At 41.1% G+C, this 21721-nt stretch carries 14 protein-coding genes and 2 pseudogenes; 3 read left to right on the forward strand and 13 right to left on the reverse strand.

The genetic code is table 11. The features are described 5' to 3' along the window. Positions 1-31: 31 nt before the first annotated feature. Complete coding sequence (locus UP17_RS16005) at positions 32-1369, forward strand: IS1182 family transposase (protein WP_061463980.1); 1338 nt, start codon at positions 32-34, stop codon at positions 1367-1369. A 148-nt stretch (positions 1370-1517) separates the two neighbouring features. Here the strand turns inward: UP17_RS16005 and UP17_RS16010 are convergent, their stop codons facing one another. The 6 genes and pseudogenes from UP17_RS16010 to UP17_RS16035 all read right to left on the reverse strand — a co-directional run bounded on the left by UP17_RS16010 (position 1518) and on the right by UP17_RS16035 (position 9923). Next, a complete protein-coding gene (locus UP17_RS16010; RefSeq protein WP_061463981.1) occupies positions 1518-2804 on the reverse strand; it encodes a dihydrolipoamide acetyltransferase family protein in 1287 nt (428 codons plus the stop codon). A 26-nt stretch (positions 2805-2830) separates the two neighbouring features. Then, entirely contained in the window at positions 2831-3814 is a 984-nt protein-coding gene (locus UP17_RS16015) for an alpha-ketoacid dehydrogenase subunit beta (protein WP_061463982.1), read from the reverse strand. 12 nt (positions 3815-3826) lie between these two features. Continuing rightward, entirely contained in the window at positions 3827-4822 is a 996-nt protein-coding gene (locus UP17_RS16020) for a thiamine pyrophosphate-dependent dehydrogenase E1 component subunit alpha (protein ID WP_061463983.1), read from the reverse strand. Between the two features lie 23 nt (positions 4823-4845). Further along, a complete protein-coding gene (gene lpdA, locus UP17_RS16025; RefSeq protein ID WP_061463984.1) occupies positions 4846-6267 on the reverse strand; it encodes a dihydrolipoyl dehydrogenase in 1422 nt (473 codons plus the stop codon). Positions 6268-6395: 128 nt separating this feature from the next. Continuing rightward, on the reverse strand, positions 6396-7493 hold the full coding sequence (gene bcd, locus UP17_RS16030; RefSeq protein ID WP_061463985.1) for a branched-chain amino acid dehydrogenase: 1098 nt from the start codon (positions 7491-7493) through the stop codon (positions 6396-6398). Positions 7494-7864: 371 nt separating this feature from the next. After that, positions 7865-9923, reverse strand: a pseudogene (locus UP17_RS16035) (sigma 54-interacting transcriptional regulator). 203 nt (positions 9924-10126) lie between these two features. Here UP17_RS16035 and UP17_RS16040 point away from each other — a divergent pair. Further along, the gene (locus tag UP17_RS16040; protein WP_061463986.1) at positions 10127-10363 is read left to right on the forward strand and encodes a DUF2627 domain-containing protein; all 237 of its coding nucleotides are present in this window, start codon (positions 10127-10129) and stop codon (positions 10361-10363) included. A 322-nt stretch (positions 10364-10685) separates the two neighbouring features. Beyond that, a pseudogene (locus UP17_RS16045) lies at positions 10686-12042 on the forward strand (IS1182 family transposase). 143 nt (positions 12043-12185) lie between these two features. On the opposite strand, the gene UP17_RS16050 reads toward UP17_RS16045, so the two are convergent. The 7 genes from UP17_RS16050 to dxs all read right to left on the reverse strand — a co-directional run bounded on the left by UP17_RS16050 (position 12186) and on the right by dxs (position 21560). Beyond that, complete coding sequence (locus UP17_RS16050; RefSeq protein ID WP_061463987.1) at positions 12186-12920, reverse strand: glycerophosphodiester phosphodiesterase; 735 nt, start codon at positions 12918-12920, stop codon at positions 12186-12188. A gap of 833 nt (positions 12921-13753) precedes the next feature. After that, the gene (gene spo0A / locus UP17_RS16060; protein ID WP_061463989.1) at positions 13754-14545 is read right to left on the reverse strand and encodes a sporulation transcription factor Spo0A; all 792 of its coding nucleotides are present in this window, start codon (positions 14543-14545) and stop codon (positions 13754-13756) included. A gap of 319 nt (positions 14546-14864) precedes the next feature. After that, complete coding sequence (gene spoIVB, locus UP17_RS16065) at positions 14865-16157, reverse strand: SpoIVB peptidase (RefSeq protein ID WP_061463990.1); 1293 nt, start codon at positions 16155-16157, stop codon at positions 14865-14867. 163 nt (positions 16158-16320) lie between these two features. Continuing rightward, positions 16321-18036 carry a DNA repair protein RecN gene (gene recN, locus UP17_RS16070; protein WP_061463991.1) on the reverse strand — a complete coding sequence of 572 codons (1716 nt, stop codon included), beginning with the start codon at positions 18034-18036 and terminating at the stop codon, positions 16321-16323. Positions 18037-18058: 22 nt separating this feature from the next. Next, positions 18059-18508, reverse strand: a complete 450-nt coding sequence (gene ahrC, locus UP17_RS16075; RefSeq protein WP_034308279.1) for a transcriptional regulator AhrC/ArgR — start codon at positions 18506-18508, stop codon at positions 18059-18061. A 327-nt stretch (positions 18509-18835) separates the two neighbouring features. After that, positions 18836-19663, reverse strand: coding sequence for a TlyA family RNA methyltransferase (locus tag UP17_RS16080; protein WP_061463992.1), 828 nt, complete (start codon positions 19661-19663; stop codon positions 18836-18838). 4 nt (positions 19664-19667) lie between these two features. Then, positions 19668-21560 carry a 1-deoxy-D-xylulose-5-phosphate synthase gene (gene dxs / locus UP17_RS16085; RefSeq protein WP_061466140.1) on the reverse strand — a complete coding sequence of 631 codons (1893 nt, stop codon included), beginning with the start codon at positions 21558-21560 and terminating at the stop codon, positions 19668-19670. Positions 21561-21721: the final 161 nt, after the last annotated feature.

Here is a 21721-nt window from a genome sequence, read left to right on the forward strand (position 1 = left end):
AATAGAAGTATTAAAACTTGAGGTAATGAGAATGCTTTCTAAACATGATTCTATTCAGCGAGATCAACTTGAAATGATTACGTTAGATCAACTAGTGCCACCGAACCATTTGGTTCGTAAACTGGAGGCTGCCATTGACTTCACTTTCACTTATGACTTGGTGAAAGATATGTATTCAGAGGTAGGACGCCCAAGTATTGATCCAGTTATTTTAGTTAAACTGACATTCATTCAATATACCTTCGGTATTCGTTCCATGCGTAAAACGATTGAAGAAGTTGAAACTAATATGGCTTACCGTTGGTTCTTAGGCTATGGTTTCCATGATAAAGTACCTCATTTCTCTACGTTTGGGAAAAATTATGAGCGACGCTTTAAAGATACAGACCTGTTTGAACAGATTTTCTATCGCATTTTAATGACAGCTGCTAATAAAAAGTTAATAAGTGCTGAACACGTTTTCGTGGATTTCACACATGTGAAAGCCAGTGCGAATAAACGGACATTTGAAAAGAAAATCGTTCGTAAAGAAACACGAGCGTATCAAGGGCGTCTTCAAGAAGAAGTCAATCAAGATCGTGAAAACCATGGAAAGAAGCCTTTTCCATCAGATAAATTTGATAAAGAAGAGACCAAAGAGATTAAAGAAAGCTACTATGTGAAAGATGAACGAACAAAACAGTTTGCCTATTCATTCCACGCGGCCGCAGACCGCAACGGTTTTGTATTGGGAACGATTGTAACACCTGGAAATATACATGACAGTCAGATCTTAGAGCCACTAGTTGAACAAGTGATTGAGAAAGTTGGAAAACCGGAAGCCGTTGCCGCGGATGCAGCTTATAAAACACCAGCGATTACAAGCTACCTATTTAACAAAGAAATCATACCGGCTTTACCTTATACACGTCCTCGCACCAAAGAAGGATTTTTCCGCAAACAGGACTATGTATACGATGAACATTTTGATTGTTACCTTTGTCCTTCGGGAGAGCTATTAAAGTACTCAACAACCAATAAAGAGGGCTATCGCGAGTATAAATCACCCAAACACACTTGTGCGACATGCTCATTTTTATCTCAGTGTACAGAAAGCAAAGACCATCAAAAAGTGGTGACACGGCATATTTGGCAAACACATGTGGAAGAAGCAGATCATCTGCGTCATCATCAAGATGTAAAAACTATATATGCGAAACGTAAAGAAACGATTGAGCGTGTATTCGCAGATGCAAAAGAAAAGCATGGTATGCGTTGGACAACTTTAAGGGGACTTAAAAAATTGTCGAAGCAGGCGATGCTTACTTTCGCTGCCATTAATTTAAAGAAGATGGCCAATTGGACATGGCGAGGTCCAAAAATGGCCTAACATAGTGGGCTCTACGAGCCCCAATCTCCTAACTTCAGGCAAAAATTCAAAGGGAATCTCAAAAAGGGGTTCGGAATTTTTTAATTCCGAACCCCTTTTGTCTACAAACTGAAAGGAAGGAACCTACTGTCCTTCCTTTTTCTTCATTTTAGTATATGGAAGTGTTTTCTTTGGAAATCTTTTCGATGATTTCTTTAACTCTTGCGAGGAATCGTCCACATACCAGGCCGTCCAAAACACGATGATCAAGTGATAAACAGAGATTAACCATATCCCGTACTGCAATCATGTCATTTATGACCACTGGCCGTTTCACAATTGTTTCAACTTGTAAAATGGCTGCCTGTGGATAATTGATGATTCCCATGGATTGGACAGAACCGAATGAACCAGTGTTATTGACAGTGAACGTGCCACCTTGCATATCCTCTGCTTTTAACTTACCCGCCTTCACTTTGGATGCGAGTTCCTGTATCTCCCTTGCAATACCTTTGATTGATTTTTCATCTGCATTTTTTATGACCGGTACAAATAAGGCATCTTCAGTTGCAACGGCTATTGATATATTGATTTCTTTCTTTTGTATGATTTTTTCGCCTGCCCACATCGAATTGAGCTCTGGAAATTCCGTAAGGGCTTGAGCAACCGCTTTTACGAAAAAGGCAAAGTACGTTAAATTATAGCCTTCTTTTTGTTTAAAGTCGGATTTTAGATTATCACGCAACTTCACCATATTGCTTGCGTCAACTTCCACCATCGTCCAAGCATGCGGAATTTCGTGCTTACTTTTCAACATATTGGACGCAATTGCCTTACGGATGCCGGTAACGGGTATTTCCTTGTCACCAGCCGCAGTCGTAACATTTGTTACTGGGCTGGTTTGACGATTAACTTGAGGAGCGAGCACTTCAGGAGCCGAATCGGATATTGCCGAAGGCTCATCCGCCTTAGGAAGATTCCCTGATTCAACAAGTTTCAGTAAATCTTTACGGGTGATCCGTCCCTCATTCCCCGTTCCTTTCACTTTTGAAAGATCGATTCCATGCTCCTGGGAAATTTTTAACACTGCTGGCGAATAGCGAGCTTTCCTTGATGGTTCGGCCGCTTGCTGTACATTTCTTGTAACAGGTGCATCAACTTTTTCTACGCTATGAGAAACAGCTTGCCCTACATTATCGTTATCCGTCTTTGCCGTTTCAACTTCAATCGAGCAAATGACTTCCCCGACTGCTAACGTTTGATTCTCATCCGCTTTCAATTCCTTGATGATGCCGGTAAAGGAAGAAGGAACCTCAGCATTTACTTTATCCGTCATCACTTCAGCTAACGGGTCGTATTTCGTGACATGATCCCCAGGCTTTACAAGCCATTTACTGATGGTTCCCTCTGTGACACTTTCGCCTAGTTGAGGCATCTTCATTAATTCCATAGCCATAAATCGTTCCTCCTTCTTAACAGTCCTTAATACTCAGCCAATTCCCTCATGGCTTTTTCCACCTTATCTGGATTCACCATAAAATGTTTTTCCATCGTAGGTGCATATGGCATGGCAGGTACATCAGGTCCGGCCAACCGTTTTACAGGAGCATCCAAATCAAAAAGGCAATGCTCGGCAATGATGGCTGCGACCTCACTCATAATGCTTCCTTCTTTATTGTCCTCCGTAACCAGTAAAACTTTCCCCGTTTTAGATGCCGCTTCTATAATAGCATCTTTATCTAAAGGGTAGACGGTGCGCAAGTCAAGAACATGTGCAGAGATTCCATCTGCAGCTAATTTTTCTGCTGCCTGAAGGGCAAAATGCACACAAAGGCCATAGGAGATGACAGTAATGTCTTCCCCTTCCCTTTTCACATCCGCCTTACCGATTGGAAGTACATAATCTTCAGTGGGTACCTCACCCTTGATCAAGCGATATGCGCGTTTATGTTCAAAGAAAAGCACTGGATCTTCATCGCGAATTGCAGCTTTAAGCAAACCCTTTACATCATACGGAGTGGAAGGCATCACAATTTTCAAACCCGGCTGATTGGCAAAGATTGCTTCAACCGATTGTGAATGATAAAGAGCTCCATGAATTCCTCCTCCATATGGGGCACGAATCACCATAGGACAGCTCCAGTCATTATTGGAACGGTATCTAATCTTGGCTGCCTCTGAAACAATTTGGTTAATGGCAGGCATGATGAAATCAGCAAATTGCATCTCAGCTATCGGCCGAAGCCCATACATGGCGGCTCCAATTCCCACTCCTGCAATTGCAGATTCAGCGAGCGGTGTATCGATGACCCTGGCTTCACCGAATTGGTCATATAAACCATGAGTCGCTTTAAAGACCCCACCTTTTTTTCCAACATCCTCTCCCAATACGAATACACGGGAATCACGTTCCATCTCTTCCCTCATTGCCATTGTTACAGCATCTATATAAGAAATCACTGGCATTCTATTACCCCCTTACTTTTGTGCATACACATGATTCATTGCACTTTCAGCCTTCGGATATGGAGCATTTTCAGCATAATCAGTAGCTTCGTTGACTATCTTCATGACTTCATCATTCATTTGTTTCTCAAGATCCTCATCCATGATTCCCACTTCTTTTAAATACGCTCCAAATGTCTTTATGGAATCCTTTGTTTTAGCTTCGGCCACTTCATCCGCAGTCCTGTAGCTTCTGTCATCATCATCACTTGAATGTGGAGTGAGCCTATATGAAACGGTTTCTACAAGGGAAGGCCCCTCTCCCCTTCGTGCACGGTCAGCCGCTTCTTTCACTGCAGCATACACTTCCAATGGGTCATTGCCATCCACCGTTATTCCAGGCATCCCATAGCCAATCGCCCTATCGGAAACATTTTCACACGATAGCTGTTTCTCAATAGGAACGGAAATCGCATATTTATTATTTTCACACATGAAAATGACCGGTAGCTTATGCACACCTGCAAAGTTGGCCCCTTCATGAAAATCGCCCTGATTTGATGAACCTTCCCCAAACGTTACGAATGTTACTAAATCCTTACCTTCCATCTTCCCAGCAAGGGCAATTCCAACTGCATGCGGGACCTGTGTCGTTACAGGTGACGAACCGGTGACGATTCTATTTTCCTTTTGACCAAAATGTCCAGGCATTTGACGTCCCCCGGAATTGGGATCTTCCTCTTTCGCAAAACCTGAAAGCATCAAGTCTTTTGCGGTCATTCCGAAGGTAAGAACCACACCAACATCCCGATAATAAGGCAGTACATAATCCTTTTGCCTATCCAGCGCAAAAGCTGCTCCAACCTGTGCAGCTTCTTGCCCCTGGCAGGAAATTACGAAGGGAATTTTCCCGGACCGGTTTAAAAGCCACATACGCTCATCAATCCTGCGGGACAAAAGCATTGTCCTGTACATATCTAAAACCATTTCCTCAGTTAAGCCTAATTGTTCATGACGTTTTTCTACCATCATAAAACCTCCTGACCTTATTCTTATGAATGAATGGCAAGTCCATCGATAGCAAGCGCCGCCTCGCCGATTGCTTCAGAAAGACTTGGATGTGGATGAATTGTCTTGGCTACCTCCCAAGGTGTCGCATCAAGTACTTTTGCAAGTCCAGCTTCTGAAATCATATCCGTAACATGTGGTCCGATCATATGAACGCCAAGTATATCATCCGTTTTCTTATCTGCAATGATTTTTACAAAACCATCCGCTTCCCCGAATACAAGGGCCTTACCAACTGCACGGAATGGGAATTTCCCAATTTTAAGTTCATAGCCTTCCTTGTTTGCCTGCTCTTCCGTCAAACCTACGCTGGCAGCTTCAGGGCTAGAATACACACATTTTGAAATTAGCGAATAATCCAACCGTTCTGGTTTTTGGCCTGCCATATGCTCAACGGCTGTAATACCTTCATGGGAGGCAACATGAGCCAATTGAAGACCGCCGATACAATCACCGATCGCATAGATATGTGTTTCCTTCGTTTGGAAGAATTCATTGGTTTCAATAAAGCCTTTTTCTTTCACAATTTCCGTATTTTCAAGGCCGATCCCTTCAACATTTGCTGATCTGCCCACGGAAACCAGCATTTTTTCAGCTGTGAATTCCTCTACCGATCCATTTACTTCAGCAGAAATAGTTACTGAAACACCCGTTTTCAGGGTTTCAGGCAATACCTTGGCACCTGTAACGAATTTGACGCCTTTTTTAGTTAGGAGACGAAGCATCTCACTAGAAATATCATGGTCTTCAGTCGGGATGATTCTATCCGCATATTCAAGTACTGTTACTTCAACACCAAAATCATTCAGCATCGAGGCCCATTCAATTCCGATAACTCCCCCGCCTACAATAATCAATGATTTTGGCAGGCTCTCAAGCTTTAGGGCTTCATCCGATGTTAAGACCAATTCCCCATCAATTGGTAAACCTGGCAGTGTCCTCGGACGCGAACCGGTAGCTATGATAATATTCTGAGGAATAAGCATTTCATTTTCACTGCCATTATTCATTTCCACGGAAATTGTCCCAGGCATCGGTGAAAATATAGATGGACCAAGTATACGTCCTAATCCTTCATAAACGGTTATCTTCCCTTGTTTCATCAAGTGCTGAACACCTTTATAGAGTTGATCAACCACTTTATTCTTTCTTTCCTGCACCTTAAGGAAATCCAACTTTACATCCCCGGTAATAATACCGAATTCCTCGCTCTTCACTGCAGTCTGATAAACTTCTGCACTTCTTAAAAGTGCTTTTGAAGGGATACAGCCCTTATGTAGACACGTTCCGCCGAGCTTGCCTTTTTCCACGACAGCCGTTTTCAATCCTAATTGTGCAGCCCTTATTGCTGCCACATACCCACCTGTTCCTCCTCCGAGGATAACGAGGTCAAATTCTTCAGCCAAAACCACTCCTCCTCACAATTACAGATTGTCACCTTTTTACTTGCACTATGTTTATTACGTTATCCATGTTGAAAATTCCTGTGTTTATTTTAAAAAAACACAGGAATCTATAACTTGCATAACTACATTCATTTTCTTCCATTCAAGATATGCTTTTCATTTTGTAAAAATTGACTTCTTGAATTCCTCATACGAGCAATGCGCTCCTCTGCCATCCTGTCCGCTGCTTTGTAAGTTGGAATTTGATCACGTTTTGCAATCTCCATGACTCGTTCAATGGTATCATAAACCGTTTCCACTTTCTTAAGCGCTCTTTCCCGATTATACCCTAAAAGCTCATCAGCCACGTTTATGACTCCACCTGCGTTAATTACATAATCAGGAGCATATATAATACCTTTTTCATGAATTTGATCGCCATGAACAGGATCCTTCAATTGATTATTGGCTGCACCTGCAATGACTTTCGCCTTGATTTTATTGATTGTTTGATCATTTATGACAGCCCCTAATGCACAAGGAGCATAGATATCACATTCAACCCCATAAATTTCATCTGGATCCACTGCTGTCGCCCCAAAGGATTCAACTGCACGGGCCACGCTTTCTTTATTGATATCAGTCACGATCAGTTTAGCGCCCTCCTCATGAAGGTGACGGCATAAGTTATAAGCTACATTCCCGACGCCTTGGACTGCAATTACCTTGCCTTCTAAAGAATCATTGCCGAATGCTTCTTTTGCAGCAGCTTTCATACCGCGGTATACCCCATAAGCAGTTACAGGGGAAGGGTTACCTGAAGAACCGAATGCAGGGGAAATCCCAGTGACAAAATCCGTTTCCTCGTGGATGAGATCCATGTCTTCAACTGTAGTCCCTACATCTTCAGCTGTTATATAACGCCCATTCAGCCCTTGGATATACCTTCCGAACGCACGGAACATTTCTTCATTTTTATCCTTGCGCGGATCGCCGATGATGACGGTTTTACCCCCGCCTAAATTCAAGCCGGCTGCTGCATTCTTATATGTCATTCCTTTCGAAAGCCTTAAAGCGTCTTCTATGGCATCTTCTTCAGAAGCATACGTCCACATCCTTGTGCCACCAAGTGCAGGTCCCAATGTCGTATCATGAATGGCAATAATCGCTTTCAAACCCGATTGTTTATCCTGACAGAATAGCAGTTGTTCGTAATCATACTTCTCAAGATATTTAAAAATTTCCATAAAGGAATCCTCCCTAGATGTTTTAATCGTTTGTGTCAGATATGAGGATGCTAAATTACTCCTCATTCTTACTGGTTACTACGTTCATTTTAAATAAATTCCGCTAAACACATGATATTTCTCCCATTTGGAATGGTTCCCTTGAAAAATCCATTCACTTTTAAATATGCAAATAACATGCCAATAAACTGAAAAGTGAGAGCCTTTTTAACCAAAAAAAGGAGATGCTGGTTAATAAGTTGGACAACTATAGCCTATAACAAATTTAAAAAAATTTCATGTTAGAAGTGGACTCTCACTCAAATTAAAATAAATCAGAAAATTCCGTGCAGTTTTTTTCATAGTGCGCAAGTTTTAACGTGCAAAGAATTTCATAGTTCGAATTTTTCCATTTTGTAATACAGATTTCTAACTGATATCCCCAGCGCTTTTGCTGTAAGTGTTTTATTTCCATTGTGTGTATAGATCGCTTGCTGAATGATTTCGGCTTCATACTGGTCTATTATCTCCGAGAGCGGTTTACCCGATACGTAGCCAGAAGAAGGCCTCATTAATTTCTCCTGTTTTAATGGAACCTCTTCGATAAAATCGGGAATATGCTGTATATCAATGATCGTCTCGTTCAATTTCATGAAAATGATCGCCCGTCCTAAAATATTCTCCAGTTCCCTCACATTCCCTGGCCAGTTATAGATTTGCATCTTATGTATAGCATCTGCAGTGATTCCCTCTATGCTCCGTCCATACTCCTGATTGATTTTATGAATTAAATGCTCCGCCAATTCTTTCAAATCTTCTTTTCGCTTTCGTAAAGGAGCAATGAAAATGGGCATGCGGTTCAGCCTGAAATATAAATCTTCCCTGAATGATCCGCTTGATATTGCCTGTTCAAGGTTGATATTCGTAGCTGCTATGACACGGACATTGATGGGAATCGGCTTTGTTCCCCCCACTCTGATGATTTCCCGTTCTTGTAAAACCCGTAGTAATTTTGCTTGGATGTTGGCTGGTAATTCACCAATTTCGTCCAAAAAGATACTCCCTTGATTTGCCTCTTCGAAAAAACCGACCTTTCCGCCTCTGCTTGCCCCTGTAAAGGCTCCCTCATCATAACCAAACAGTTCACTTTCAAGTAATGATTCTGAGATGGCCGCGCAATTTACACGTACGAATTTATTGAATTTCCTATCGCTCGCATTATGGATGGCGTGGGCAAACAACTCTTTTCCTGTCCCTGATTCCCCTCTCAATAAGACAGTAGCGGGTGTCCTTGCCGATAATTTCGCCTGTTCAATCGGAAGCTTCATCTCTTCGGAAGCTCCTATTATATCATCAAAGGAATATTTAGCCTGCAATGTCCGGATAATTTGTCTCGCCCGATTCAATTCGTGAGTCAATGCTTGAATTTCAGATACATCATGAATGACGCCAACACTGCCTTTCAAGCACCCGTCCACAATGATTGGAGCTACATTCACAATCACTTCCTTATGTTTTGGGCCTACACGCATATTGACACCCCGAACAGGCTTTTTTGTCTGGAGCACTTTCATATGCATACTATCACCTTCGTAAATATCGATGGAAGCCGGCTTACCAATCACTTGGTTCTTTGTTAAGCCAGTGATTCTTGTATATGCCGGATTGATCAATAGTCCCCTCCCTTGATCATCCACGACCGATATGGCTTCATCACTGGATTGAATGATTGCCTGGAGCATCGTCTGTATCTCTTTTAAATCAGTGATCTGCTCCGCCAATTGCACAGCTTCCGTTTTATTCCTAAACACGGAAAAAGCCCCTATGATTTCCTTATCGGCATTTACCAGAGGAATCCTTGTCGTTATGAGCTCCATCCCATTAGTAAGGGTGATCTCCTGATTTACTTCTTTTTTGTTCATTTCCATCACTCGAAGTAATCCAGTTGAAGGGAAGAAATCCTTGATATGTCTGCCAATCACGTCCTCGGCGCTTTGTGTCAGATGCTCGTTCCGCACTATCATTGAACATGATGATGAATCCCTCATGATCAATCACCACCATCCCTTCACTGGTCGTATTCAGGATCAAATCCATTTTTGCCGAGGTATTCTCCAATTTATTTATTAAACGATTTTTCTCTTCAAACAGCTTAGTCATAATGAGGGCGACACTTCCAGGAATGAGTATCGTTTGATCATCCATATCCCTTTTTATCTTTTTATAGACGGACGGGTCTCCAGTCGTATCAAAAATGATGTCCAAATCCCAATCCAATCCCTTGCTCCAATTAGTCACTGTAGGAATCCTTCGCTCTTTTGCAGCAAGCATTCCTTCAGCCGATTCATTTGTATCAGCCATACAAACAATTGAGAATACTTCACTTTCCGAAAGGAGTTTCAACACGGTTGTCCCTCCCACTCCTCCCCCCACTATCATGACTTTTTGCATGAGCCATCCCCCTTAAATAATTACCCATTTATTATATCTATCCCTGCAATTTTTTTCATACTCCACACCTCATCTTACCATATTGGTATCCTTAAAAAAAAGCCACCAACTTCCAGTCATTTTCTAGATTCCCGAAACTTGACAAATATTTTATATCTATTATCATTTTTAAAAGATGGAATTTTCGGAAGGGATTTGACAGCATGAAACGTTTAATCGCTTTTTTGATTCTTTTTATACCCGGGGCCTTCGCTGCCTATGGCATAAAAATAATGAGGGACATGGTGTTTGGTATTTTACAGCCTCCCTATCCAGTCCTTTGGCTGCAATTTTTAATCGGACTGCTTTTAGCGATTGCCGGGATAGCCTTTATCGCAGGCTTCGTCCTTCATCGAGATCGGAAACAAAATAAGGTCCAAAGCAGGTTCAATAAATTTTAAACACTAAAAAGAACCAAAAAAAGAAGGTGCCATGTAATTATGGCACCTTCAGACTGTAGACAAACTCTAGGAAAATCGAGTTTGTCTATTTTTTATGAGTTGTACAATTTGGCCGTTGATTTCCACTCCAGGCACTCGCTTTCCGCGGGCGGTCGGGGAGCCTCCTCGGCTTTCGCCTGCGGGGTCTCCCCTAGACGCGCTTTTCCCGCAGGAGTCTCGTACCTTCCGTTCCAATCAACTTTGTCTTATCTTTTAGATAAACACTTTTGCCCTGAGTCGCTTTTGTTTTAAAATAGAAGTATTAAAACTTGAGGTGATAAGGATGCTTTCGAAACATGATTCTATTCAGCGAGATCAACTTGAAATGAACGTTAGATCAACTGGTGCCACCGAACCATTTGGTTCGTAAACTAGAGGCTGCCATTGACTTCACTTTCATTTATGACTTGGTGAAAGATATGTATTCAGAGGTAGGACGCCCAAGTATTGATTCAGTTATTTTAGTTAAACTGACATTCATTCAATATACCTTCGGTATTCGTTCCATGCGTAAAACGATTGAAGAAGTTGAAACTAATATGGCTTACCGTTGGTTCTTAGGCTATGGTTTCCATGATAAAGTACCTCCTACTCCACGTTTGGGAAAAATTATGAGCGACGCTTTAAAGATACAGACCTGTTTGAACAGATTTTCTATCGCATTTTAATGACAGCTGCTAATAAAAAGTTAATAAGTGCTGAACACGTTTTCGTGGATTCCACACATGTGAAAGCCAGTGCGAATAAACGGAAATTTGAAAAGAAAATCGTTCGTAAAGAAACACGAGCGTATCAAGGGCGTCTTCAAGAAGAAATCAATCAAGATCGTGAAAACCATGGAAAGAAGCCTTTTCCATCAGATAAATTTGATAAAGAAGAGACCAAAGAGATTAAAGAAAGTACAACGGATTCTGAGAGTGGCTACTATGTGAAAGATGAACGAAAAAAAACAGTTTGCCTATTCATTCCACGCGGCCGCAGACCGCAACGGTTTTATATTGGGAACGATTGTAACACCTGGAAATATACATGACAGTCAGATCTTAGAGCCACTAGTTGAACAAGTGATTGAGAAAATTGGAAAACCGGAAGCCGTTGCCGCAGATGCAGCTTATAAAACACCAGCGATTACAAGCTACCTTTTTAACAAAGAAATCATACCGGCTTTACCTTATACACGTCCTCGCACCAAAGAAGGATTTTTCCGCAAACAGGGCTATGTATACGATGAACATTTTGATTGTTACCTTTGTCCTTCGGGAGAGCTATTAAAGTACTCAACAACCAATAAAGAGGGCTATCGCGAGTATAAATCACCCAAACACACTTGTGCGACATGCTCATTTTTATCTCAGTGTACAGAAAGCAAAGACCATCAAAAAGTGGTGACACGGCATATTTGGCAAACACATGTGGAAGAAGCAGATCATCTGCGTCATCATCAAGATGTAGAAACTATATATGCGAAACGTAAAGAAACGATTGAGCGTGTATTCGCAGATGCAAAAGAAAAGCATGGTATGCGTTGGACAACTTTAAGGGGACTTAAAAAATTGTCGATGCAGGCGATGCTTACTTTCGCTGCCATTAATTTAAAGAAGATGGCCAATTGGACATGGGGAGGTCCAAAAATGGCCTAACATAGTGGGCTCGTAGAGCCCCAATCTCCTAACTTCAGGCAAAAATTCAAAGGGAATCTCAAAAAGGGGTTCGGAATTTTTTAATTCCGAACCCCTTTTGTCTACAAACTGAAGGTGCCATGTAATTATGGCACCTTCTTTCTTTATCTCGATTTAAGTCCTTCTCTGGCCCGTACGGCTGCCTCAGGAAAATCGGTTATGATGGCACTGCACCCCAATTTGAATAATCTTTTCATCTCGGCTTCCTCATTGATGGTATATGGCCGTACAGCAATACCCATGCTCAACGATGCTTGAATAACAAAATCAGGGGCAGCCCGGAAATTTGGATGGATTGCGCTCCCGCCTATTGCCTTGGCATATATCCACGGCATGTACAGACCATCCCTATAAAGCGGTGCCGTTTCCAGTTCCGGTGCCAATTGATGGCATTTAACCAAACTGTAATGATTGAATGATGAAAGGATAATCCTTTCATCCATTTCGTAGGCACGGGTGAGCTGTATGACTTTCTCTTCTAAACCTGGATACGGAAAAAGCGTGTTTTTCAGTTCAATATTGCAATAAAGCTGATTGTCGTTAAGCCAGATAAATAGTTCTTCAAGCGTCGGAATGTTTTCTTTACCCAATTTCCCCTTAAAGTTTGGGGACGCATTAAGTGTTTTCAACTCCATCAAAGTCCTGTCTTTTACATACCCTGAGGCATTCGTGGTCCGATCGAGCTTTTCATCGTGAATGATGACCACTTCTCCATCTTTCGAGAGCTGGACATCCGTTTCGATTCCGTCCGCCCCTACACGTGCAGCTTCTTTGAACGCAGACATCGTATTTTCCGGATGTGTTCCTGCCGAGCCTCGATGTGCAAAGATTAAGGTCATGATGAAATGCCCCCTCTCCCAAAAATCGTTATATCCCAATTTTATGAACAGACACAGCAAATTATTTTCATCTAGATCAATCATTTATCGGAAACTTTCAAAATGCATGTTATTATTTTCGGCATAGAAGGTTCCTTTCGTCAAAAAACTCAATTTCTTTTCCAAACTTTTGATTTGTAAGCAGGTATCCGGAAAGGCCATTTGACCAATCGTTTTTTCACCTTCCCCTTTTGATTTAAGCATATCTATGATTGGCTTCCATTTCTCATCCAATTGAAGGATTTACGCCATCAACCTCTCCAATCAACATTTTGTTTGTTCATATTCCTTTATTTATTCGAGTTCCTTTATTTTTGATTTATATAAAAGCAAAGTATCATTCAATTCTTTTTTTAAAAGATTACGGTCAAACCCCTTGCCATTAATTATCGTTTTCCCTCCGTACGACTCCCGATAACTGCCGCTCTAACTTTTCCATCCTCCTCAATAACGACGCCGATTAATTTTCCATCTTTTCATCCGTGAAGATATTCTTGGCTTTCAGGAAACTAAAAAAAATTAATGATTCAGATAATGAATCCCGCTTTTTCCACCAAACAAAAACGCCTTTTATTTATTGGATTCTTCCTGCAAAATCCAATAAATAAAAGGCGTTTAATTTTTTTTAATCGGCAGCGTAAAAAATTGAAGTTGCCGATTATAAAAAATCACAAAGCAACTTCTTCCTGTCCCCTTACCACCAGACGGAGAGTTCTTATTTATATTTAGCGGCTCTAGCCTTTATATGGTCAATGGTTACCCTGAATCTTAACAACCGTTTCCCCCTACCCCTGTCAAGATGCTTTATGCTCGAGACGGAGCTTATCGGCCACCATAGCAATGAATTCGGAATTTGTAGGTTTTGCCTTAGTCATGCTGACGGTATAACCGAAAAGGGATGAAATGGATTCTATATTGCCACGGCTCCAAGCCACTTCAATCGCATGTCGGATAGCACGTTCCACACGGCTTGCTGTAGTATTGTACTTTTTTGCAATATCCGGATATAAAACTTTGGTGATTGATCCCAATAGTTCAATATCATTATATACCATGGATATGGCTTCCCTTAAATACAAATAGCCCTTGATATGTGCAGGCACTCCAATTTCGTGAATGATGCTTGTGATGCTGGCATCGAGGTTTTTAGGCTTGGGTTCATTTTGGGGACGATAGCTAAACTGACTATGATTTTTTAAAACCGCCTGCCCTTTACCGCTTACCTGACGAATATGATTGGCTAGATTTTCCATATCGAAAGGTTTTAGGATAAAGTAAGACGCGCCCAAATCAACTGCTTTTTTCGTGACATCTTCTTGACCAAAGGCAGTAAGCATAATTACATTAGGCATAGCACCCCGTTTTAATTCACGAAGTTTTTCAAGTACACCTAACCCATCTAAATGAGGCATGATAATATCGAGGATCAATATATCCGGATCAACGCTTTCAAGCATCCCCAGGCAATCTTGACCGTTATGTGCCACCCCAATTACTTCCATGTCTTCCTGTGCAGAAATGTATTCTTCCAGAAGGCCAACAAGTTCTCTATTATCATCTACAACGCACACCTTAATTTTTTTCACGCTTGATTTCCTCCTCAACTACAATTGGTCTTTTTTTCTATATGACTAAATTCTATTGTAATTGAACTTTTCGACAATGGAAACTAAATTCCTTTTATTTTTGAAAAAATATAAGGAATTCAATATTATTCTCCGGATATCTCTTGTTTTCGACTTCGTTTGCTATTCGAATGAACCGATTGTCGAAAAATCTTCATTTCGTTTTCATTTTATCACATCGTTTTAAAAAAACATCTATTTTTTGAAGAAATCATATTTAATTCCTACCCATGACCTGCGTTTTATAAAAAAAGGGCATCCAAAAGGATACCCGGTTTCATTAGCTTGCCTTTTCATAATTATCTTTGTCATATATATTTATACCGGCTTCGTTTAACATCCATTCGATATGGACTCCATACCCACTTGTAGGATCATTAACAAATACATGGGTGACTGCACCGATTAATTTCCCATTTTGTATGATGGGACTGCCGCTCATTCCCTGAACGATCCCACCCGTTTTTTGAAGCAATTCTTTATCTGTCACTTTTAAGACCATTCCTTTAATCGCAGGAAACTTCTGTGGTATGGAACTGACGATTTCCACATCGAATTCCTCTACTTTGGAACCATCCACCACCGTCAGGATTTTAGCTGGTCCTTCCTTTACCTCATGGGAAAGGGTGATGGGGAGCGCCTTGTCATTTATCCCATTTTTAAAATCTTGATTTAATTTCCCAAAGATCCCAAAGGGACTGTTGCGATTGATATTTCCTATTTTTTCTTTATTGGAAGAAAAGCGTGCCAATTTTTCTCCCGGATCACCATTGCTTCCTTTTTCGATGGACGTGACAGTCGATTGAACGATCTGTCCGTCCTTTACAACAATCGGCTTTTTTGTATCCATATCGGAAATGACATGTCCCAATGCCCCATATTTTTTCGAGTCCGGGTGATAAAACGTCATCGTTCCGATGCCGGCTGCTGAATCACGGATATACAAACCTAATTTGTAAGTTCCTTCATTCTTATCTTTCAAAGGTAAAAGGGTACTATGAAGCACTTTATTCTCTCGGTTAATGACCAAATTCAACGCCTGACCCTTTTCACCTGCCTGTTGAACAAAAGGGGTTACATCCCCCATCTTCTTTATCGTCTGACCATTGATTTCTGTAATAATATCACCTATTTCAATTTTCGCTTTTTCTCCTGGTGATTTTTTTCCCTGCGCAGTATCAATAAGATGATGACCTACTACGAGCACCCCAAGAGTATTAAGCTTCACACCAATGGATTGGCCTCCAGGCATGACTTTAAAGTCTTTTATCACTCTAATGTCGACCTTTTTGGCAGGCAGGCCTGCCACATCGAGTAACACTTCATTCGTCCCTGGTTTCTCAGCACCAAGCGTAATTGAAGTTTGCTCATCATGAAGCGAAATCCCATCACTGGATCCCGAAGCTTTTGCAGAAACAGGCAATGATTTGGAAATACTATATTGACTTCCTTCAAATAGTACAAGATGATTTGGAATTAAAAAATATTCACGAGATGGCTGGTATAACCCTAATGTTAATAGCGAAACAAGGAGAATTCCACCGATGATTCTGTTTATCCATACAAATTTCAATCCATTCACTCTCCTCGCTCTCTGAAACTTTATGGCTACACCTTTAATTTAGCCCTCAGGACAGTCATTTATAACAGATACACAAAATAAAAGCTATCCGTTTTTGGATAGCTTTACAATGAATGCTTATGATAAAAGTTTAAATAATCTTCTTACTGGCCCATCAAGATGTAATCTTCAGCCTTTTGGCCAGCTGAATTAATTCATTGGCATGCTGCTTCGTCAAATCCGTAATCTCGACTCCTGAAATCATCCTGCCGATTTCTTTTATTTTTTCAGTTTCAATTAGAGGCTTTACAGAGGTATTCGTACGTCCAGCCCTTACATTTTTCGCTATGAAAAGGTGGGTATCCGCCATAGCTGCCACCTGTGGTAAATGGGATATGCACAGCACTTGAGACCCCGTTGCCACTTTATAGATCTTTTCAGCAATCGATTGTGCAACCCGTCCGCTCACACCCGTGTCCACTTCATCAAATATAATCGACGTTATGCCTTGGTGCTTGGAAAAAATGCTTTTCAAAGCCAGCATGATCCTCGACAGCTCTCCACCCGATGCAATTTTAGAAAGGGGTTTTAACGGTTCCCCCGGATTGGTGGAAATATAAAATTCCATCGAATCCAGCCCCGATTGATTAATGCCCCTATCTGATAACTCATCGAAAGTATAAGCCGTTTGAAGGAAATGGGGTTCGAAAATTGTCTTTTCCATGTATAAATCTTTTAATTCCTGATGGATCTTTTTGGTTAACTGCTGAGCGAATGTCTGACGAAGATCAGACAAATTCTTTGCTTCAACAATTAAATCAGCCTTTATTGATTTCATTTCCTTTTCAAGCTTTGCTATGTGTGTTTCCCTATTTTGCAGTTTTTCGACTTCTTCTTCTATGCCTGCACCATATTCCAGGATTTCCTCGATGGACCGCCCGTATTTACGTTTTAATTGATTTATTTCATTTAGGCGACTTTCAATGAATTCAACACGTTCTGTATCAAAATCCAAAGAGTCCAATTGATCTCGGATGTTCGATACGGCCTCTTCAAGAAGGAAGTAACTATTTGATACGGTCTCGGAGCTGTTTTTTAAACCTTCATCAAGCCCTGCCGCCTCTTCCAGGTTATTCATGGCTACGGAAAGCCAATCAATTGCATGCTGCTCACCATTTAAAGCATTATAACTCGTTTGCAGCGCTTCATGAATTTTTTCGAAATTATTAATTTTCTTCCGCTCTTCCATCAATTCTTCATCTTCGCGAAGTTTCAAATCAGCTTTTTGGATTTCATCGAATTGAAATTGGATCAAGTCAAGGCGATGGACCATTTGCTGTTCATTTTGACTCAAACTATTTAATTGTTTAGAAGCGGTTTCATAACGTTTATATAGCTTTTGGTATTCCGTGAGTGCCGATGCGATTTTTTCTCCGCCGAATTGATCCAGCAGAGGAAGGTGGAGCCGTTCATCCATTAATTCCTGATGTTCATGCTGACCATGAATATCTATCAATGTCCGTCCTATCTCGCGTAAAATGGCAATCGTTACAAGTTTTCCATTTACCCTGCAAACGCTTTTGCCGCTCTGTGAAATATCCCTACGAAGAATGGCCATACCGTCATTCATATCCAGGCCAAACTCTTCTGCCTTGGCAAAGACCGGGTGTTTCTCATCTTCAATTTGAAATAATCCTTCTATTTCGGCCTTCGACTCACCATGCCGTATGAACTCGGCAGAACCACGTCCTCCAACCAAAAGGTGAACGGCATCTATAATAATTGATTTCCCTGCCCCTGTTTCTCCGGTCAAGACAGTCAAGCCTTTCTCAAATGAAACGGACAGGCTGTCTATGATCGCAAAATTCCTAATCGATAGTTCTGTTAACAAACTAGGTCACCTCACAAAATTATTAGAGCATGTCCAAGAATTTGCCGGAAATGATCTTTGCATCTTCCTCAGAACGGCAGATAATTAAACAAGTGTCATCGCCGCCGATCGTCCCGAGTATTTCTTGCCAATTTAAATTATCAATCAATGCACAGATTGCCTGGGCATTACCCGGGAGCATCTTCATTACCAGTAAATTATTGGCTGAGTCAATGCGTACAAAAGCATCAACCAGGATTCTCTTTAATTTTTGAAGTGGATTGAAACGTTGATCGGCTGGCAGGCTATATTTATACCTTCCATCAGTTAAAGGGACCTTAACAAGGTGAAGCTCTTTAATATCCCTTGAAACAGTGGCCTGAGTTACATTGTATCCAGCTAATTTCAGTTCTTCAACTAGCTCATCCTGGGTTTCTATATCATTATTCGTTATAATGTCCCTTATTTTTATATGTCGTTGTCCTTTATTCATAAGTAGAAGCACCTCTTCTCAACTGTTGCTCATTTAATGGAGTATCACTTTTATATCATACTTAAGCAAGCTGCCCAAAATGGGATTGTTTCAAGTATCATCCGTACGTGCAAATAGACCGCTTTCTAAAGTGGCTAATATTAATGTTATCGGATTTTTATGCAATTGTACAACTTTTTCTCTAAAAAGCATAACAACTCTATTTTTTGTTCATACCTATTTTATGTATTCCCCTTAAATGATTCAAGTGCATTACAGGACCATTTAAAATTAAAAAGCTCCTTTTAGCCAACCATCCAGCCAAAGGAGCCATACAAAAAGTTCTAGCTATTCTTTTTTAAATTGGGCATGGGCTTCCCTAACGATGTCATCAACCGTTTTCGAAAGCAATATCGCTCCATCGTCTTTTGACCCTTGCCAGTATAAATGAAGTAAAAATTCAATATTTCCATCACCGCCGGTAATCGGTGAGAAGGAAGCATCCTTAATATCGTAGCCTTCCTTTTTTGCAAAAGAAATGATCTTATCCAACACTTGTTTATGGATTTTGGGATCACGAACAATCCCCTTTTTACCCACTTGATCCTTCCCAGCTTCGAATTGCGGTTTAACTAAAGCAACGACGTCGCTATCCGGAACAAGGAGCGTCTTTAACACCGGTAGAATTAACGTTAGCGAGATGAAAGAAACATCAATGCTTGCAAAGTTTGGCATCTCCCCATCGAGATCGGCGGGTGTAACATAACGGAAATTCGTCCGTTCCATTACTTTTACCCGTTCATCCTGCCTAAGCTTCCATGCAAGTTGATTATAGCCTACATCAAGTGCATAAGACATTGTGGCACCATTTTGCAGGGCACAATCGGTGAACCCTCCAGTTGATGATCCGATATCAAGCAGGATTTTTCCGTTCATTTGTAAATCGAATTCCTTTAAGGCCTTTTCAAGTTTAAGTCCGCCTCTTGAAACGTAAGGCATAACTTTTCCTTTGATCGTAAACTCAAGATCGACCGGCACTTTTTCACCCGGTTTTTCGTACCTCTCTTCATTCGCGTAGACAAGACCAGCCATAACCATACGCTTCGCTTTTTCACGTGTATCGGCCAAGCCTTGTTCTACAAGTAATATATCTACTCTTTCTTTCATCACTTTCATATTGTCAGGCCCTTTTTTCTTTTTTTGGTGTTATCATTTTAATCTTTTTGATGGCTGTCTCTGTCGTTAAACCGATTTCTTCAAGAAGTTCATCGACACTGCCATGTTCAATGAAATAATCAGGTATTCCCATTCGATCTATAATTGCCCCATAAAAACCTTGATCATGAGCATATTCAAGTACAGAACTACCAAAACCACCTTGTAGAACCGCTTCTTCTATAGTCAAGATAGGCATTTTTTCACCAAGAAGACTGCTTAGCATGTTCTCATCCAAAGGCTTAATGAAACGGGCATTGATCACCTTAACTGAATAATCCTCTTTCTCAAGCAGTTCTGCAGCTTTAAGAGCCATGGGGATGGTTGTACCGAACGTTAAGATGGCAGCATCCGTTCCTTCTTTAAGAACTTCCCACGTACCGATTGGAATCTGCTGTAAGTCAGTATCCATTTCAACTCCCGAACCATTCCCACGAGGGAAACGCATAGCGATCGGACCATCATTATAGCTTAAGGCCGTATTGACCATATGTTGGCCTTCGTTTTCATCTTTCGGCATCATCAACACCATATTTGGAATGTGGCGTAAGAAAGCAATATCGAAAACCCCTTGATGTGTTTCACCATCGGAACCAACCAATCCGGCACGATCGATCCCTATGAATACGTTTAGATTCTGTCGGCAGATATCATGGACCACCTGATCATAAGCCCTTTGCAGGAAGGTTGAATAAATAGCCAGGAATGGTTTCATTTTTTGCGTTGCCAATCCAGCTGCAAAAGTTGCTGCATGCTGCTCGGCAATCCCTACATCATAGAAACGTTCTGGGAACTCTCGGGAAAACCCCACCAATTTCGAACCTACAGGCATTGCAGGTGTAATCGCGACAATCCGTTCATCTTCACGAGCGAGCCTGCTGACAGTATCGCTTACGAGGGCACTCCAAGCAGGAGCTTTACTAGTGGATTTCACGAAATCGCCTGTCTCGATCTTGTATGGGCCTGTCCCATGCCAATTTCCTGTTGTATCCAACTCGGCAGGTGAATAACCCTTGCCTTTTTTCGTGATGACATGTAGCAGTACGGGTCCCTTCGTTTTCTTGGCATATCTTAAATTCTCCAGCAATTCTTCATAATTATGACCATCAACTGGTCCAAGGTATGTGAACCCAAGTTCTTCAAAAAAGATTCCTGAGACCAATAAGTACTTCATGCTATCCTTCAAGCGTTCAGCGGTAGCCGCAAGTTTACCACCGACTGCAGGAATTTTTTTCAAAAGCAATTCCAATTCATCTTTTGCCCAGTTATATTTACCTGCTGTCCGCAATCTTCCCAATATCGTGTGTAAAGCACCTACGTTAGGGGCTATCGACATTTCATTATCATTCAGGATAACGATCATGTCCTTTTTTTCATCACCGATATGATTCAAAGCCTCAAGCGCCATTCCGCCTGTTAGGGCCCCGTCCCCGATGACAGGTAAAATAAAACTTTTTTCACCTTTGATATCACGGGCAGCCGCCATTCCCATTGCAGCTGAAAGAGAAGTCGAACTGTGACCGGTTTCCCAAACATCATGAGGGCTTTCAATCATTTTAGGAAAGCCGCAAAGACCTTTATATTTCTTTAAGGTATTGAACTCTCCTGCTCTGCCAGTCAGGATTTTATGGACATAGGATTGGTGACCGACATCCCATAAAATTTTATCGTTCGGACTGTCGAATTCTTTATGCAAGGCTATAGTCAACTCGACTACACCTAAATTGGGACCAATATGCCCACCGGTCACAGATAATTTTTCCACAAGAAATTTTCGTATTTCCATACTTAACTCAACTAGTTCTTCATTATTCATATTCTTCAAAAAAGAAGGGTCTTTTATAGATAGAAGATCCAAACAGGACCACTCACTTTCTGTCATTTTCGGTTGTAAGCAAAAACAAAGCCTCATAAAAGAGGTCTATATGGAAGACTTGACCGAAAAATTGGTTTTAAGTTAAAAAATAGCCGCCAACACCCAGGTGATTTCGGCGGCTTAATATACCTATTTATCACGTA

This window comes from Peribacillus simplex (genome assembly GCF_001578185.1).
Classification (GTDB): domain Bacteria; phylum Bacillota; class Bacilli; order Bacillales; family DSM-1321; genus Peribacillus; species Peribacillus simplex_A.